Origin of the sequence: Pseudoalteromonas sp. US3C1013 (assembly GCF_048401115.1) — a bacterium.
Lineage (GTDB): Bacteria > Pseudomonadota > Gammaproteobacteria > Enterobacterales > Alteromonadaceae > Pseudoalteromonas > Pseudoalteromonas undina.
Genome location: NZ_CP183076.1, coordinates 124,179 through 141,551, shown reverse-complemented (window position 1 = coordinate 141,551; position 17,373 = coordinate 124,179). Strand labels below are relative to the sequence as shown.

The window sequence follows — 17,373 nt, the reverse complement described above, 5'->3', positions numbered from 1 at the left end:
TTACGCTTAAAATTAGTGCATTGATGCTTAACCGCTTTTGAGTTTTATGAAACCGTTACTGAGTTGCTTACTTTTTTGTTTTACTTTGTTTTATAGTGCCAGCAGTGTCGCTTACAACGAAGCGATGTGCATTCTTATAAAACAAGAAAAGCAGCAATATAGTAACGACAAAACTAGCCGTAAGTACCGTAACGCCGCTCGCGACTACAAAAAAAACTGCAGTAACCCGGCACGTACTCAACCAGCAGCAAAGCCTAAAGCGCAACCCATTATTGAACAACCCATCCCTGAGATTACAAAACCGCAAGTAACTGAGCCTGTTTCATCTGTTGTAAATACCCCTATTGCACAGAGTCAAACCCAGTCATCACTTACACAGCAAAGCGCAAAATCAAACGTTGAACAAACAGTAGCAACAGCGTCTGAGCCAGATATTGAGCAAAGTATTAAACATACTCAAAGTACAACTGTTCCAGCATCAGCAAGTACCGAGCCTAATGAGCCGCAAACCAACAAAACAACAAATGATGAACAAGCTGATGCTGCAACAAATGATCAGCCTAGCATTGATACAACCACGCAAAACAACACAACTCCAGCAGTTACAAAATCAACAGTGGAGCCTTTACAAACGGCCATGCCGGTTACCGTAAATGCCACAGAGCAAGTTAACAGTGTTGCCTCATCAATCCCTAAAAAATCAAATATGTTGTCGCTAGTATTACCCAGTGTGGCGCTACTCTTAGTGGTAATAATTGGGGTTGTTGTATTAATGCGCCTACGCCATGTTAAGCAAAATAACGAGCCTGCCGATACCAGTATGCCACTAGCTGCTCCCCCTACTAAGTGCGATGACAAGCAAAGTAGTACTGCTATTGATGAATCTAAGACTCTTGATACCAGCAAAAACGAGCAAAAAACAACAACCGAAATTGCCGAGCCAAACGCAAACGAAGTGAGCACAGCTAAAGTAAAGCAAATCCCGAATACCGCAGAGTTTGAAGCCGCCGCTAAAGCCACTTTAGAACGGATAAAAAATGCCACCGAGCATGCAGAGCCACAAGTAAGAGACTTTGATCCCGAAGCCAAACCAATCAAAAAACAGCGCAAGCCGGTTAATCAGCCTAGCGAGCCTGTACCAGCGACTAAAAAAGAAGCACCTATTGCAGCTGAGCCCATTTCGCCTCAACAACCAAAGGCAGACTTGCATTCGCCTAAACAACCGCGCTCACCGTTAACACCATCTACCGAGCACGACTTTAAAGAGCCTGAAATACGCACCTTCGATCCCAACGCCCCCTTACCCACTAAAAAAAGTGCGATAAAACCAGAACAAGTAAAGGTATCGCCAGTTGAACCCACTAAGCCTGATATACCGCCACAAAGCAGTAACCCATTTGCTAACTTATCGCTTGATGAAAGTTGGGATCCAAATTCACCACAAAAACCGAAAGTGGAAGAAAAGCAACGCGCCCCTAAATCACAAGCACTAATTGAAGCTGAAGAGCGCGCAAAAAACATGCAAACAAAAGAATAATAGAGTACGCTGTACTTATTAAAAGGTGGCTTTAAATCTAATACCAATTCGCTTAATCAAGTGGTCTGTTTTGAGGCAGGAAAAATGTGTTGATAGCTAGGCAAAAAATTTGCTATTTAGTTGTTCTCAGCAATTGCTCCTGCATTGCTCTACCTTCTGCATCCATGCAGTCGTAATGAGAGTTTTTTAACGCAGGTAGCGACACGTTTAGCCCCGTAAAATGATTAAGTATTATTGCCGACTGTTCTAGCTTAAGCGTGCATTCAGTTTCACTCACTACAATAGCCTACTTTTTGAACAGCACCAGTCACAACCTAATGGCTAAGAAGGAGTAAACTATACATATGCATGTGATGTTATCAGCTAAATTAAGATACCTTATTTTTACCGCATCTTTTTGTCTGATGGCTTTAGTGAGTGATTACAGTAACGCAATTGAAGCAATTCAACCCAAAAACGAACAGCCCACACATACCACTACTTTAAATATAAGTACCGGCGAATGGCCCCCTTTTTTAAGTGAATCATTACCTCATCAAGGTGTGATTGCCCATTTAATCACCGACTTATTTGCACAAGCCAATATTAAGGTTAACTTTACCTTTTTACCCTGGCCGCGTGCTTACCACGACACCATTAATGATAAATACGCAGCCACCGCCGTATGGATGTTTGAACAACAACGCACTGAGGATTATTTTTACAGTGAGCCAGTGTTAAACGAGCGTTTTGTATTTTTTTATCACAAAAAACGCCCTTTTGATTGGCAAAACCTAAACGATTTAAAAGGCTTATTACTCGGTGGTGGGCTTGCTTACAGCTATGGCGAAGAGTTTGATAAAGCACTACAAGCGGGTCTATTTGATATGTCGCGAGTAAGTACCACAGAGCAAAACTTTAAACGCTTAGCTATGGGCAGAATAGACGCCTTTGCCGAGGAAAAAAGCGTAGGCTATCACATATTGGCAGGTCAACTACCTACAATAAAAAATGCCATTGTGCATCACCCAAGGCCACTATTAATCAATAAAAGCTTTGTCATGTTCCCTAAAAATAACGAATACAGTAAACAATGGCTTGAGATTTTTAATCAGCAATTACTTAAATTTAAACAAAATGGTCGCTACCAAACTTACTTTGATGCGTTAGATAATGGCGCTTATCAGCCCACAAATAGTGCTCTGGCTGACTGACCTGGCATGGGTTGCGAGCTACGAGCTAGGTTTTAGGCTTTAGGTTTTAGCACAAGCTCGCTGCTCGTCACTCGAAGCCCGCTGCCTTTACCACCGTAGGCGTTAAGCTTGCTGACGTGAAAAGCACCGCTTTTAAATTACGTTACTTTCACGCATTATTCGCCTCAAAAAGTGAGGCAAATAGCACACTTAATTGCCTCATTGTGTTAATTGGTAAGTTGAAATCGTAGAAACCAGTTTTAGCTGTGATTATTTTAAACGCCAATTTTGGGTAACGAGCCGCGAGCGACGGACTATATTCAGCCTAGAACCTTTTACCTGTTCTCACCGCGTGCAGCTTGCTGACGCGAAAAGCGCAGCTTTTAATGGCTCTAAACCCGCAACTCGTCGCTCGCCACCTTTATTTATACATGTCGCGTTAGCGAGTGCCGACCGTCCGAGGACACACACTCCCCACTCCAATGAGGTACACACGATAAATTAAACTTACTCAATCGCGACTAATTTATTTACTTCTACCGGTTTTGCTAACGCCGTTTCATAAAATGCAAACACCTCTTTTACATAGGGCTGTGAATAATGCGTATCCAAAGCAGCTTGCGAAGTAAATTGTTCGACTAAAAACAAGCATGTTTGCTCACTATTGCTGTATAGCTCAAATCGAATACAACCAACCTCAGCCTGTGTAGGCTTTAAAATTTGCTGTAAACGCCCTTTACAGTCATCAAATAATGAAGCTTGAGGGGTTATTTTTGCCACTATATTAATCATCTTTAATCCTTGTTAATTAATTTAATAACCACAGCACGAATTGGCGGTGCTACGGTAAAGGCCACTAAAAAAGCCGCAGGCCAGGCATTAATAAATGCAGTTAGCCAACTTTGCACAAAGGTATCGCTTAAACCTAAATTTACGTAGGTCACCCATGCAGATAGTAAAAACGACATCATGAACGAAAATGCCAATGTAAATATAAAATGAATTTTCATCTTTCCTCCTTGGCGTTACTATATTCAAAAGCTTGGGGCTTCCATACTCACAAAAATGCAAACTAAGATTGAGAAACAGAAATGCTTGATGACATTCATTTATTTATAGAGGTAGCTAGGCGTAAAAGTATGAGCCAAACGGCAAAAGACTTAGGCTTAAATTTATCGACGCTATCGCGACGTATTCAAGCACTTGAAACCAAATTAACAGAGCCATTATTGCAACGTACAGCACGAGGAATCGTGCTAACAGCAAAAGGAGAGCAGCTCTATACATCGCTTGCAGATTCAGTGTTAGCACTTAATAATCAAATAACCGCCCTTAATTGTGCTAGCAATAACAGCAATACTTTTTATTTATTATGCCCACAGAACATCATTGCAGATCTACTTATGCCTGCGCTAAATACATTTATAAAAGATAATCCTTCGCTCAATTTTCACATATCACCGAGTAATGCTAATAGTCAGTTGAGCCAACAACGCTTTGACCTCGCTATTCGCATTGGCCCACAACAAGACTCAAGTTATTATCAAAAACGCTTAGGCGCTATTGCGGTTAAGTTGGTCAGCAAAAAAGATGCACCGCAAACTCGCCTAATTTTACCTTATACTCAAACTCAGTTACCAACAGGCATGCTTAACAAACTAACAGAGCTCTACAGCGATATAAGTTATTGCTTTGATATAACAATAGCCCGAAAAATGGTTGAAGAAGGTAATGGGGTTGGTTTATTACCTATGAGTGAAATTAGTTGTATTACTGACAAACAGGCTTTTGACTATATTGAATTGCAGCCTGCTTTTGCAAACAGGCCTATTTATGCGTTATGGCATAACACACGCCAGCCAAGTAAAACGGCAAGTCAGTTAATTACTTTAATACAGAGCGTAATTGAGCAAACGCCATGCTTACAAGGTGATATTGTTGAGTTAGGTTAAGGGGTTATTTATGTTTTAGGTGTGCAGCTTTTGTGTTGTCGGTTTAAGTTTCTACCCGGCTTAATTTTACAGCAAGTATAAAAATGAACAAATTTATGAAAAAGACTTTTGAAAATATATACGATAGACAACCTCTAACAAAAGAAGTTTTCTAATGCCTATATTAGAAATACTATTATACAGCAGCATCTTTTTCTTTTTTTATCTTATGATAATGGCTGTTTTATTCCCGCGTATTTCAATTAAATACATTGATAATAAAATGATACAAGATGGAATTAGCTCCCCAAGCTGGGATAAAGGAATCGGAGCAAGTGCGCCATTTTACGCTATGGCTATTTTTTGTGAAAGGGCACGAAAACCAACACCACTATTTGATGGCAGCCATGTTGCAAAGTATGCAAGACCAATAGACAAGTTTTTAGCTTTCTTGCACCTTATTTCTACTACAGGCTTTTTGTTAAGTATATTTTCTATGATGATTTTAGAGGCTTTTTTTTACTAGGCCTACAAATTATTTGTAGATGTCGCGTTGGCGACGGCAACCAAGGGGCGGATACCGCCGACCGCCCCTTGGAACCCCACGGCGCCCCGAGCATTTTGAACTTTCCTAAAAGCCTAAATTGATATGAACGTAAACGCCGTGTAAGGCACATCCATGTGCCTGTCACGGCTTTAATTGCATCCATTCAATTAATTACTCATCAATTGAGTCTTTTCGGGCAAAATGACGGGGGAATTGTCTTGGCATTAGCCTTCAAATTTGTTGTTGCTATTGCTGTTAGGTATATTGAGTTATCTTAATTATTTGGGTAACTTAAATGGCTAATCAAAGACAACAAGGTAGATGGCTATCGAGTATAGAGGCTATAAAGCAACTGCAATTAACAGCACAATAAATACAAATAGCACGCACCATTTTGTGCTCAACATCTTTATCGTCGCTTATTCCATTGGGCTTCAAATAAGCGTTTTTGTTCACCACGGTATTCACTGCACCATACGAAATCGGATGATTGCATGCCTTTTGAACGGCAGCGCTTTGGTAAAGTATAAAATTCAGACCACGCAGCCAGCTTTTCAGGATCGCTATAGCTGTCGCTATGCAATTTCATATTAGGCACCCGCGAGTGCAATAATGCATTATTACTTGTGCTGTAAGCCGAAGAGCGTTGATGTGTTCGATTGGTTTGTTTGGGTTTATCACAATGCTTTGCAAGTTCTTCAAATAAAGATTTGAACCGTGCTTTTAACCGCTCACCTTCTTTCACCCTATAGCCTTGACGCAACCGTGAACGTATTGTTTCACGTTCTTTTACAATACTATCGCAATGTTCTTGCGAGTATTGCTCGTACGCTTGCGGGAGAGAAGTAAATAGGCAAAGTAGTATCAATAAAATCCATTTAATCATTATTTATCCTAAAATTGAGTGCTGTGTTCCGTTGAGCGCCTAGGCTGAATATAGAGGATTGAATCTAAAATAGAAACAGATAGTTTAAGCGAATTGTTAAATCATGCCTGAGCGCAATTGTTGGAGCAGTTCGTGGCGGGAATTTTTAATTGCAAATTTGAGTAGAAGTCGCGTTGGCGACGACAACCGAAAGGCATTATTTACTAAGTTAAAGCGTTGCTCTCTCCGTGGATCTCCACAGCTCCTTAAGCATTTTCTATAAGGCTAAATTAAACGCCGCTGTTGCTTTGACTTTCACCCTTTATTTAGTATGTTAATTGTTCAACTATAAAGGAGAAAGTTACATGGATGGTCAACTACCATTATTTGATGAAATACCAAATAAGTATGAACATACAGGCTCGCCACAAGAATCAAACCGTAAGTTTTGTACTGAACTAGAAGAAGATCTAACCTCTATTGGCTTTACTGAATGTACAGAATTTCAACCTCAACAGCAGAAATATATTAAGCGTGCAGCCTATCAAGATATGTACGGCAGTACACGTCACAGTACTTTTTTAATACATCATAAAACTAAAGGCTTATTAAGAATAGAAGCTCATAGGCAAGTACAAAGCGGCTCTGTCGACCAAAAATTCCCATTCTTTTATGAGTCATTAAGTAATGCACCAGAGAAAACGGTAGTTATCGTTTTTGATGGAAAAGGCTATAAAAAAGAAGCGTTTGATTGGTTATTAACACAAACTGAAAACCGTATAGAAAAAACATTCAAAGTATTTTCTTCAAAAGAAGACTTTCTTAATTATCTTATTAACGAGTAAGTGTCGCGTTGGCGACGACAACCAAAGAGAAGTAACCGCCGACTTCTCTTTGGAATCTCTCGGCGCCCCGAGGATCACACAGTTACCTCAATTTAAATTAATAATATGAACGTAAACGCGATGAAACACGTCCGTGTGTAAGCATCGCTTAACGCGCATCCATGCGCTGCTATTACTCATCATTAATTCAATTTCGGGTGTGATCACGGGGGAATTTTCTTGGCAGCAGTCTTTAATTCAATAATGAGTTAATGCTTGTTTACATTGCATTTTTTAGTAAACTAAATCCTAAGAACAAGCAAAACCATCCTGTTATTTGTGCGCGAACAAGGCAAAGACGAAAACGGTCGAACTATGGGGTTTGTAAACTACGGCGAGGTTAAATACCAAAACCACAACGGCAGCCAGCCGATGAATATAACGTGGGAATTAACCAACCCCATGCCAAGTGAAATGTGGCATGAGGCAGGGAAATTAGCGGTTGGGTGAGCACTAGCAGATTTAAGTAAGTCAGTGACTACTTACTTAATTCATCATCAACCTCTTTTTCTGTAACCTTATAAGAGAGCCTATAAACAAAATCTAAATTACTAGCAATAATTTTTAAAATAGAAATAGACTGAATAATAGTTAGGTAAAATAAACAACTAATAATTAAACAATTTAATTTAACCTTATAATCGCTAGGAATTACTTTGTAGAAAATAGGCTCGAATACACTAATCAATAGAATAAAAAATAATACTAATGCTGACGTACTAACAACATAAACAAGATTTTCTACTCTTTTAGCATCTTCGCTACCTTTTAGTAACCCCACCTTACTTGATGAGGTTATGCTACTTATCGCTTGTGGATATAAATACGCTATCCATATGCCTGATAAAGTAAACACGGCTGCCGATATATTTTGAAGTACACTAACTGCAGGATTAAAGTCCTTATAAGTTAATATATCCATAGAGTAGTAACCAGCTAAAATGCTAACTGAAATATAAATAAAATGACGTAAAATAGTAAAAAAAAGGCCTTTCATTTAAATCCCTTAATAATCAAGAATTCACCGCTTTAATATCTTTAACTTGAAAATCCAAAAGCTCTACTTTCTGTTTTTTTAAGACTTGCATTATAGTTTCAGCAGAATAATAACTACCTTCCTTTTTATCTTTGGGGTCGAGGACTATATACTTCCTTGCTAGGTAACTATCAAACCATTTAGTGCTATTGTTGGCTCCAGTTTTAAAACCTATATTGTTCCATATACTTCCAGATTCAATATCATCTGAATATGTCTGAATTAGCTGCTTTAATGAGGACGCAGTTAAAAATACCTCCTCAATAATTTCAACATGCTTATTTCTAGTCAAATCATCTGACTTATTTCTGAATTTTCTCCATAAATCAGACAAAGATTCAGTCTCAATAGCTTTTCTGGCAGAAATTGTATCTCGTATCACAATGTGGGTTATCTGCTTACATAGCTTATCTAAATTTTGAGTGTTTTTAAGTTCAATTTCTTTCATTTCCGTATTAAATACATAACTCATTGATGTTTTATCTGATGCTTCATATGTAACTCTTTTTACAGCGATATCTCTTTTGGCAAACTGATTATAAATAGTTGTGTTTGTTGTACTCCTTCCCTCATTAGGAACAAAGTTATCAACACACTTTTTAAAAAAATAAGTAATATCATCTGTCGAACAGATAGAATGAGGGAACTTTATAGAGGCTAAAAGGTTTTCTTCTGGCATAAACCAATAGTACATAATATCAGCTACAATTAGCTCTTTTCCTTTAATCTTATTATCAATGGGGAAAACATCTTTTTTACCATCACCAACCTTTGTACTACCATCAAAGCCATGAAGACGACTAGAACCATTCTTGATTGACTTACAAAAAATAATTAAGCATTCACCGGTTGCATGATCGATACAATAATCTTTAAAAAAGACTCTGGGTTTACTAGGAGCTTCATCAGTACACCAAGGCACGGTTTGTTCAAACTCCCTTTGAGCTGCCCACTCGATTATTTGTTCCACACTTTCTTTTATAGAGCCTTGAACATGTATATTTTCAAATTTACTTGTGGCAGTAGATTTTCTTTTTTTATAAAAGCCACACTCTGTTATATCAAAAAACGTTATTAAACCACTTTCCATACTATTATCCTGAGATTACCTTAAATTAACTTATATATTTTTTGCTATTAATTCTGCTTTCAACAAGCCACCTTTGGTCAATAGCTTAGGCGCGAAACTTGGATTACGCTTTGACTTATAAGCATCAAGTATTAACTTAAGGCCATGTGCTTCTAGCAACGAAATATTTACTTCGGTATCCATCTCGGCTGATTCGATGAAATCATCAGAAAAGCTAGGGGCAATTATTAATACTTGTGCTACACGTTTACCCTGATTTTCAGCGCGTGTTACATAAGCTTTTACTTGGCGAGAGGTCGTTGAGTATTTTGCAAAATCACCATTTTTACAGGTTTTTGCTTCACCAATAATTATGTCGTTATCACTAAGCGAGATTACGATATCGGCTTTATCTTTAGTGGTGTTTAGGTCTTTACGTAGGTCTTCGTCAATATTAAGCTCTAATAGCTCAAAGATAGCCTTTGTGACTTCTTCAAACTTAACACCAATATCGGCCTCGGTTACATCTGCTCCAGCCTCTTTTAGCGCATTAATATCGCGGCGTGCTAGAGCATCGTAATTTTCAATCAGCTTATCTGTTGCGTTTGCAAAGCTTTCTAAGATTGCAAAGCGTGCATTGCCTCGCTTGGATAACCCCATGCTATCGCGAACTTCTCTAACTTCATCGTTTGAAAGTAAATATAGAATATCGTGAGGAGTAATACTTAACGCACGTAGTTTTTCAGTGTCTATTATTTCGTTCGCTTCAAGTTCAAATGCTTCTTTAAGCACAGCCTGCATAGTTGGGAAGTGTTCTTCTAATGTTTTTAGAAGCTGTTTAAAGCCGCTGGCACTAAGGGAATCAAACTCTTTTTCTGTTGCACCTGATAACGATGACAATATTAGACCAATGCGCTCATCTAAGGTTGTACCTAGTTTATCTGTATCAATTTCTAAATCTTGTATTAGCTGCTTTAATCTGTCTTTACGTTGGTTTTGGTTATCTTCAACGTTATGAATATCGTCTGATAATAATTTAGCAGCGCTAATTCCTGAATGAATAATTGTTTGAATTTTATCAGTGCGGCTTATGCCTCTAATTTTACGACCATGGGCTTTGAGTGCATTAGAAAGTTCGGCATCTGCCAGCGTTCTAAGTATTCTCAGTACGTACTTATCAGCTAAATCTTTGCCTTGAATTTCATTCAGTAGGGTAACTATTTCATCAGGAATAAACACTTCTTGGCGCTTTTTACTTATAAATAATAACCCCATATCTCTGAGGCTATTTAAAGCATCTAGCACACCGTTTTTAGGAATAACATCAACCAAATGCTCTACAGCGGCACATTCATCAGTAGTAAGATTTAGCTCTTCAGCCAGTACATTAAGGATACTGCGTTCGTCATCAGTAACTTTCGCTTCTCGATTATTTTTTTCATCATTAAAGTATGCTTCTTTCATGCAAGCATGATAAATCTTCAACGCTCGGTTTCGCTCTAAAACACTCTCGGCAGAGCCTTGTTGAATACACTCTTTTAGCTCCTTTGATAGCTTGGATAACTCTGCCCATTCTTTTTCATAAAGTGACTCTATCCAGCTAATTCTTGCAACTCCGTTGCCATCACGACTTAATATGTTCACCAATAAATTAAGCTGCGCTGTACTCATTAGAATCTGTTCTTTTACAGAAATTTTGAAGAACTCGCGGACGGTATTAAATAACTGAGTTATTTCACTTCCTGATGCATTTTTAATTTGGCCGTCAATATTGTCGATTGTTTTAGCTAGTGTTTTATTATTTTTAGCGGCGTCTGAACAAAGACGATCAAGGCATGAAATGAATTTAGATTTTTCAACTTGGTTGACGATTGATAAAACTTGGTTGAGTTTCATTTAATAGAGTCCTTTCTTATTATGTGGTTATTAACGTAACAGTTTATAATCATTAGAGCAATTACTGTTCAGCTAGGATTAATCTTTAAAACCAGATTAAACAACTCCTGCTCATAAACACCAATCTACCAACACACTCCAACTCCCCGTGATCACACCCGAAAGTTATTAATTGATGAGTAATCACTTGCATGGTTGCAAGTTAAACCGTGACTTCGCCATGGATGGCGAATACACGGCGCTTACGTTCACATCAATTTTTAACTTGAGGATACAGTGTGATCCTCGGGCGCGCCGTGGGATTCCAAAGGGCGGTCGGCGGCAGCCGCCCTTTGGTTGCCATCGCCAACGCGATATAACCTCGAATAGAGGTTATTAATCCCTTCACAATTCCTAATATTATCAATCACATTGACGCGCTAAAGCACGACCTACAATTTAAATGCTCGAGGTAAACTCCCGCCTACGCCACGACCTACACATCTAAAAGCTTCGCTTTTCGCGTGAGCAAGCTCTGCGCCTACAAGTTAAAGCGCAACTACAAACTACTCAGCAACCACTTGTTTAAACCGCGCGAAGGTTCGCATGCTTTCATCTGCAATCATTACTTCGTAATCTGGGTTTTGAGCAATTAGCTCATATTGCCCATTAGGTAATTTATTAACTTTGCGCAGTAAATACTGCCCTTCCCCGCCTATATCATCTCGTTCTATGGCGACTATTTGGCCGCGTAGCGATCCGGCTTTATCGGACGTTATAAGCTCAAGTAACAGTAAATCACCATCAAGTATTGGGTGTTTACCGCCATTCATTGAGTTACCCGATGCGTGTGCTAAAAAATGCACTTGTGGGTCGAGCTTGCCCGCGCCAAGTGGTGCATCCATCAATTCCATATCGCTTTCATCCCCTGTTTTAAAATGCCCACAGGCTATTTTTATATTGGGGAAGTACGGCAGCTTTAATGCGTTATCAGTTGATTTTAAACTAACTTCGGGCTTAGCAACTTGATTTAACTCAGGTTGGGATGCGTTTGGAAACGTAAACAACTCAGCAGTTGGTTTTGCTTGTTCGAAACTGTTTTTGCCAAGCCATAATTTAGCACTGCTTGATTCGGCTACCTGATACGCCCAATTGCTTACTGCAAGCGATTTATCAGCATCGCAATAAAAGTAAGGTTGTAGTTTATTAGTTATTTCGGCTTTATGAGTATCAAGATTTTGTTCTAGCCAGCGGTCGCGGTGAGCAAAAGCTGCGAGGTGGTCTCGCTTATTGTTATTACAATCAGCATGCGCAGCAACAAAGTTATGTGCTAAGTCGTTTGGATAGCGCTTAAAAGGAATAAAGTGATCGATCTCTGGCGTTTTTTTAGTTTCTTTTTCGTTTTTTAGATTCATTGGCTTTTGGCAGTAAAAGCAAAGCCCGTTTTGAATATCTATCAATAGTGGAGTTACCACTTTTAACGCAGTTCTGTTACTGCCAAACAAGAACTCTTGTAGCTGGCTTTGCGATCCTAATAGTGTTTGATTCGCTTTTATAGTTTGTACTTTTTCTATCCATTCAGTAACACTAAGATGCACAACCAAATCGTAAAAACGCCTAAAACACTGAGCTATACCAGCATTTAAAACAATTCGCTTGGGCTCTCTGCCTTTACCTAAAAGTATATGGGGATATAAAAAACATTCTTCTTTACCCGAAAGTAACTGTAAGCGCCAAAGAGGGCCATCGATAAATGTTCGCCTAAGAGAACTAATTACTTGGTTATATTGTTGGTAGTTTTTGAATGCGTTGTAACTTTTCACACCTGCATTTTGTAGTTTGTAAATTTCGGTGATGAACTTTGCCTGTCCTTGGCTATTTTGCTTTAACAGCATATCTTCAGTATTAGTAATAATATCGGTAGAGTGCGCAGCGTAAGGCATTGAGTGGTTCCAATAAAGTTGAATAAATTTATCGACTAACGTGTCGATTTTTATTTCCATTGGCGCACTCTGATCTTCATTTTGCTGTTCTACGCAAATATCAGCAATAGCATGTAATAGTGCATATTTATACGTTGCGGTGAACTCTCCCTCAACCAGCATGCGCTGAATATAGGCGATAAAGTCGAGTTGTTGCTGCATTGCGCCAATCATAAAACCGGCACTGCTTTAATTAGGGCATTGAGCCATACTTCGCTTTCGCGCTCTGGGCGTTGGTCAACCGTTTGCCATTGTTTTAGTATTTTAAGCTCGGTGTGGTGGGTAATTAGCGCGGTTAGGCCATCTTCATTTAAATCGGTAAATTCACGGCCGTTATGCACACGTTCTTGCGTGCCGTATTTAAACGACACATACAAAACACCGTTTGGTTTTAGGGCATTTTGCAGCTTTAAAAACACCTGCGGTAACTCTACTTTTGGCACATGCAATAAACTGGCGCAGCACCAAATGCCGTCGTACATATTTGTACAATTAAGCTGCTGGAAGGCTTTAACCTCTACAGTTTGTTGTAAGTAATTACTGGCTAACTTTGCAATATTTTCGCTTGCATCAAACGCGCTAACAGTAAAACCTTGCTGTTTAAAATACATAGCATCGCGGGCACTGCCACAGCCAGCATCTAAAATATGGCCATGTTTAGGGATAAGCGGTAAAAACTCAGCGTAAAGCGCCGACATATCAACATTAAGCGTTGAGTCGCTAAAAGTTTGTGCATGTTGATTGTAGTAATTGAGTGTTTTAGTGAGCACTAAATTCACCGCTCCTTGGTTTATTTATTAATCTGGCATTCATTTATAACTAATCTACAGTATCAACATTTAAAAATATAGAGCTACGGCAATATATACGTCCTAAGTAGTATGTTTTTATTACAAAAAAGCACTGTTTAACTGCTATAAACCAATGTTATTTACACTTTTACCTATTAACTCTACATCTTTGAAAGTATTAAAGTTATATAAACGCTTCGGTGCTATTTGAATGAGTAGCAATAATTAAACACTTACCTTAATCCACACTAAAAACATGGCTGTTATTTACCCTTCAGTGTAATAGTATGAACACGTATTGCACCGTTCATTTATTGGTCAGCGAGGTGTGCTATGTTTACTCATAAGATCGCTCTTCAGCGCTTACTAGTATAAAAAATGTATTGGCTAGTGTGGCTGTGTTTAAGTACCGAGGTGTTACTTACAATGAATGTTAGGTTTAAGTGGTTTTTAGCTGTACTTTTAGCGCTTTGTTTAGGCGTGCCTAGCAGTGGTTGGGCGTCGAGCGATATTAAAAAAATTGTACTGGCTACCGACACCATTGACGGGCTGGTAGAAAAAGACGGCTCTGGCCTTTACGTTGATATGCTGACTAAAATTTTTGCTGCGCAGTCGATTGAACTCAATATTATGATTGTGCCTCAGTCGCGTGCTTATTGGTGGACGGCTAACGGCAATGCCGATGCTATGTTAAGTGCAAGGCAAAATGAGGTGGAGGGGTTGTACTTTCCGGTTTGGCATTACGATATTACTTTTGTGTCGGCGATGTTTAAAAAAGGCCGATTTAAAAATTGGCAAGGTGAGTATTCGTTACAAAACCGCTCGGTAGGCACATTAAGGGGATCTAACTATAATAATTATTTGTATGTGCCGATTGATTTACAACAGGTTACTCAGCGGATTGAGGGCGTTAAAATGCTCAAGCTCGATAGGCTTGATTTCTTTTTAGATAGCCGTAAAGCGCTGCAGCAAACCTTGATTGCTAATGCCGCTGAGTTATCAACAATAAACTTTGACCCACAGCAGTACCAAATTGAAAACATAGTTCCAATAAAGCAATACATTGCCTTTACCGATAACGCTAAAGGCCGCGAGTTAGCACAAATTTTTGATGCCGGTTTTGCTAAGTTACTTGCCAGTGGTGAGCTAGAAGCGCTTTTTATTGCTTACAACTACCTGCCTTTTCCCTTTCCACAAAATATAGACTAGAGTAGTAATTACATATTGCTGTGGTTGAGTTTTTTATGAGAGTTGTATTTGCTTTAGTTATAAGCTTAATTTTTGTTTTTCAATGCGTTGCACAAAGTAACCTGCCTCTCTCTAAAATAGAAAGCCAACCCAGTACACTGCTTCACGCAAACACCCAACTTAATGTACTTACGGTTGATTTAGGCACTATTATTAGCAAGCCACTAATACAAAGAGGCTTAGAGTTTGAACAGCAAACCGGTATTAAAGTTAATGTAACCAAGGTGCCTTTTGGTCAGTTATATAACGAAATAAGTAAAGATTTAAGCTCGCCAACCAGCCAGTACGATATTATTGCTTATGCATCGCAGTGGATGGTTGATTTTGCACAAAATAATTACCTAGAGCGCCTAGACACCTACGTAAGTGCCGACCCTCTAATTCAATGGAATGATGTATCGCGCTTTTTTAGAGATTTTAGCTCTAAATATAATGGTCAAATTTACTCTATCCCCCTCGATGGCGATATACACTTACTGTATTACCGCCTCGATGTCCTTAAAAAGTATGGCCTAACCCCACCCAGAACCTGGGATGATTACCTTGCTATTGCTAAGCAATTACATGGGGTTGATATGAATGGGGATGGCGAAGGTGATTTTGGCTCGTGCATTTCTAAAAAAGCCAATGAACAGTCGTATTGGTCGCTGTTGTCTATTGCGGGTAGTTTTTTGCAAAGTAAAGGCACGTCGCAGGGGATATTTTTTAACACCAAAACCATGGCGCCGTTAGTGAATAACGCGGCATTTAAAAAAGCCTTACAAATTTATAAACAAACCACCGAATTTGGCTCTGCCGATGAACTTAACTTTGACACTAACGATGTAAGGTATGCGTTTATTAATGGGCGCTGCGCTTTAGCTATTGAATGGGGCGATATTGGCACCATGACCGTATTACCCGAATCTAAAGTAAAAAACAAAACGGGGGTAAGTATATTACCGGGGTCAACCGAGGTATTAAATCGTAAAACAAACCAGCTTGAGCGATGTAACTCTACCCTTTGCCCATTTGCCATGGGCGATATTAACTATGCGCCTTATGCTGCATTTGGTGGTTGGGTAGGCTCAATAAACCGCGCCAGCACTGCTGGCAAAAAAAAGCTCGCTTATGAGTACTTGTCGTATGTTACTCAGCCTTTGCAATCTAATGAAGATGTAACCATAGGGGCCACGGGCATGAACCCGTATCGTACCTCTCAATTGGTTAATCAGCAAAGCTGGCTTAAGCAAGGCATGAGTGAAAATACCCTTCGCTTTTATTTAGGCTCTATTTCTAAAACGGTAAATAATGCCAATATTATTCTGGATTTAAGAATTTTTGAAAACAACCGTTACTTTAGAGACATACTCGACACGGAAGTAGCTAAATACTTAAGGCATAACCAAACCGTAGACCAAACGGTTGAAAACATTGAAACCGGCTGGAATAAGTTAACCGATGAAATTGGCCGTAACAAACAATTAAAGGCTTATCGAGCGTCGTTAGGCTTAGTTGCAACCCCTTGAGCCCCCAGCATTTGTTTTTACTGGGCTACCTGCACTGCGTGCTCTTTATTTATTACAAGCGGGATAAATCTGCCAGCTAGTGTATACTTAGTTGTAGTCATTCTTTAGAGTAATAAAATGCTAAGACTCGCTTTTGTTGTATTACTAATAATTGGTAGTTTTAAGGTATTTGCCTGTGCCAAAACACTTAAAGTGGGTACCAATGAACGCAACTGGCCGCCTTATGTGGTGGCAGTTAATAACAATTTAACAGGCGTTGAAATTGATGTGGTAAATACGATTTTTAACGGCTCACCTTTTTGTTTAAAGTTTATGTTGCTGCCTACCTCTGCTCGTGCTTTTGAAGAGTTAAAAGAAGGCCGTATTGATATTGTTTTTGCAGCCAGCATAACCTCTGATAGACAAAGTTATGCCTATTTTAGCGATACTTATCGCGATGAAATAATGCGCCTTTATAAATATAGCGACTCTCCTGATATAAATAACCTAAGCGATATTTTTTATAGAGATTTAACGCTCGCTATTGGTCGCGGTAGTTATTATGGCGCTGCATTTGCGCAGTTTAAACAAAATCATCCTGCTCACGTTATTATGATGCCCACAGCCGACAAACGCTTTGCTATGCTTAGTAAAAACAGGGTTGATTACGCAATAGAAGACGAAGTAGCTGCACAATATTTTATAAACCAACATCCAAGCGTTGAGCTTGTTACTAGTATGGCGGCTATTAATAAGAGTTCTATTCATTTAATGTTGAGTAAAAAGTCTATTAACCAAGCCGAGTTACAAGCTATAAATGAGTTAATTAAACAAAATAAAAGCAACATACACGCTATTTATCAGCTGTTATAGCTTTTAAGCTTTATTCTTTTACCTTTCATCTTTGGGCGTGGATCTGTATAATTCGCGGCCTATTATTTACTCTATC

The 17,373-nt window shown here is 39.0% G+C and carries 17 protein-coding genes and 1 pseudogene; 9 read left to right on the top strand and 9 right to left on the bottom strand.

Annotation, left to right across the window (positions count from 1 at the left end):
- Nucleotides 1-46: 46 nt before the first annotated feature.
- Nucleotides 47-1,537, top strand: coding sequence for a hypothetical protein (locus tag ACNSN2_RS16115; RefSeq protein ID WP_418609823.1), 1,491 nt, complete (start codon nucleotides 47-49; stop codon nucleotides 1,535-1,537).
- Nucleotides 1,538-1,649: 112 nt separating this feature from the next.
- On the opposite strand, the gene ACNSN2_RS16110 is transcribed toward ACNSN2_RS16115, so the two are convergent.
- Nucleotides 1,650-1,814: a hypothetical protein gene (locus ACNSN2_RS16110; RefSeq protein ID WP_171036828.1), complete on the bottom strand. Its 165-nt coding sequence runs from the start codon at nucleotides 1,812-1,814 to the stop codon at nucleotides 1,650-1,652.
- A 67-nt stretch (nucleotides 1,815-1,881) separates the two neighbouring features.
- Here ACNSN2_RS16110 and ACNSN2_RS16105 point away from each other — a divergent pair, with 67 nt between their 5' ends.
- Nucleotides 1,882-2,730 carry a substrate-binding periplasmic protein gene (locus tag ACNSN2_RS16105; RefSeq protein ID WP_075170080.1) on the top strand — a complete coding sequence of 283 codons (849 nt, stop codon included), beginning with the start codon at nucleotides 1,882-1,884 and terminating at the stop codon, nucleotides 2,728-2,730.
- Nucleotides 2,731-3,216: 486 nt separating this feature from the next.
- On the opposite strand, the gene ACNSN2_RS16100 is transcribed toward ACNSN2_RS16105, so the two are convergent.
- Nucleotides 3,217-3,501: a putative quinol monooxygenase gene (locus ACNSN2_RS16100; protein ID WP_138621616.1), complete on the bottom strand. Its 285-nt coding sequence runs from the start codon at nucleotides 3,499-3,501 to the stop codon at nucleotides 3,217-3,219.
- Nucleotides 3,502-3,503: 2 nt separating this feature from the next.
- Nucleotides 3,504-3,719, bottom strand: a complete 216-nt coding sequence (locus tag ACNSN2_RS16095; protein ID WP_138595457.1) for a DUF2798 domain-containing protein — start codon at nucleotides 3,717-3,719, stop codon at nucleotides 3,504-3,506.
- Nucleotides 3,720-3,848: 129 nt separating this feature from the next.
- Here ACNSN2_RS16095 and ACNSN2_RS16090 point away from each other — a divergent pair, with 129 nt between their 5' ends.
- On the top strand, nucleotides 3,849-4,661 hold the full coding sequence (locus tag ACNSN2_RS16090; protein ID WP_418611350.1) for a LysR family transcriptional regulator: 813 nt from the start codon (nucleotides 3,849-3,851) through the stop codon (nucleotides 4,659-4,661).
- Nucleotides 4,662-4,815: 154 nt separating this feature from the next.
- The gene (locus ACNSN2_RS16085; protein WP_418609099.1) at nucleotides 4,816-5,166 is read left to right on the top strand and encodes a hypothetical protein; all 351 of its coding nucleotides are present in this window, start codon (nucleotides 4,816-4,818) and stop codon (nucleotides 5,164-5,166) included.
- Between the two features lie 430 nt (nucleotides 5,167-5,596).
- Here the strand turns inward: ACNSN2_RS16085 and ACNSN2_RS16080 are convergent, their stop codons facing one another.
- Nucleotides 5,597-6,073, bottom strand: coding sequence for a hypothetical protein (locus ACNSN2_RS16080; RefSeq protein WP_418609101.1), 477 nt, complete (start codon nucleotides 6,071-6,073; stop codon nucleotides 5,597-5,599).
- Nucleotides 6,074-6,417: 344 nt separating this feature from the next.
- Here ACNSN2_RS16080 and ACNSN2_RS16075 point away from each other — a divergent pair, with 344 nt between their 5' ends.
- Nucleotides 6,418-6,897 carry a PD-(D/E)XK nuclease superfamily protein gene (locus ACNSN2_RS16075; protein ID WP_418609102.1) on the top strand — a complete coding sequence of 160 codons (480 nt, stop codon included), beginning with the start codon at nucleotides 6,418-6,420 and terminating at the stop codon, nucleotides 6,895-6,897.
- Nucleotides 6,898-7,188: 291 nt separating this feature from the next.
- Nucleotides 7,189-7,386: pseudogene (locus ACNSN2_RS16070) on the top strand (DUF3427 domain-containing protein); the annotation flags it as partial.
- Nucleotides 7,387-7,414: 28 nt separating this feature from the next.
- Here the strand turns inward: ACNSN2_RS16070 and ACNSN2_RS16065 are convergent.
- From ACNSN2_RS16065 to ACNSN2_RS16045, 5 genes are all read right to left on the bottom strand, one after another.
- Complete coding sequence (locus ACNSN2_RS16065) at nucleotides 7,415-7,933, bottom strand: hypothetical protein (protein WP_418609103.1); 519 nt, start codon at nucleotides 7,931-7,933, stop codon at nucleotides 7,415-7,417.
- A gap of 16 nt (nucleotides 7,934-7,949) precedes the next feature.
- Entirely contained in the window at nucleotides 7,950-9,062 is a 1,113-nt protein-coding gene (locus ACNSN2_RS16060) for a hypothetical protein (RefSeq protein WP_418609104.1), read from the bottom strand.
- A 30-nt stretch (nucleotides 9,063-9,092) separates the two neighbouring features.
- Nucleotides 9,093-10,937 carry a hypothetical protein gene (locus ACNSN2_RS16055; RefSeq protein ID WP_418609106.1) on the bottom strand — a complete coding sequence of 615 codons (1,845 nt, stop codon included), beginning with the start codon at nucleotides 10,935-10,937 and terminating at the stop codon, nucleotides 9,093-9,095.
- Between the two features lie 545 nt (nucleotides 10,938-11,482).
- Entirely contained in the window at nucleotides 11,483-13,072 is a 1,590-nt protein-coding gene (locus ACNSN2_RS16050) for a S24 family peptidase (protein WP_418609108.1), read from the bottom strand.
- Nucleotides 13,069-13,668: a class I SAM-dependent methyltransferase gene (locus ACNSN2_RS16045; protein WP_076919434.1), complete on the bottom strand. Its 600-nt coding sequence runs from the start codon at nucleotides 13,666-13,668 to the stop codon at nucleotides 13,069-13,071. The genes ACNSN2_RS16050 and ACNSN2_RS16045 overlap by 4 nt, the downstream gene beginning before the upstream one ends.
- 447 nt (nucleotides 13,669-14,115) lie before the next feature.
- Between ACNSN2_RS16045 and ACNSN2_RS16040 the strand changes: the two genes are divergently transcribed.
- From ACNSN2_RS16040 to ACNSN2_RS16030, 3 genes are all read left to right on the top strand, one after another.
- Complete coding sequence (locus ACNSN2_RS16040; RefSeq protein WP_109875050.1) at nucleotides 14,116-14,898, top strand: substrate-binding periplasmic protein; 783 nt, start codon at nucleotides 14,116-14,118, stop codon at nucleotides 14,896-14,898.
- A gap of 35 nt (nucleotides 14,899-14,933) precedes the next feature.
- The gene (locus ACNSN2_RS16035) at nucleotides 14,934-16,445 is read left to right on the top strand and encodes an ABC transporter substrate-binding protein (RefSeq protein WP_418609110.1); all 1,512 of its coding nucleotides are present in this window, start codon (nucleotides 14,934-14,936) and stop codon (nucleotides 16,443-16,445) included.
- A 117-nt stretch (nucleotides 16,446-16,562) separates the two neighbouring features.
- Complete coding sequence (locus ACNSN2_RS16030; protein ID WP_418609112.1) at nucleotides 16,563-17,297, top strand: substrate-binding periplasmic protein; 735 nt, start codon at nucleotides 16,563-16,565, stop codon at nucleotides 17,295-17,297.
- Nucleotides 17,298-17,373: the final 76 nt, after the last annotated feature.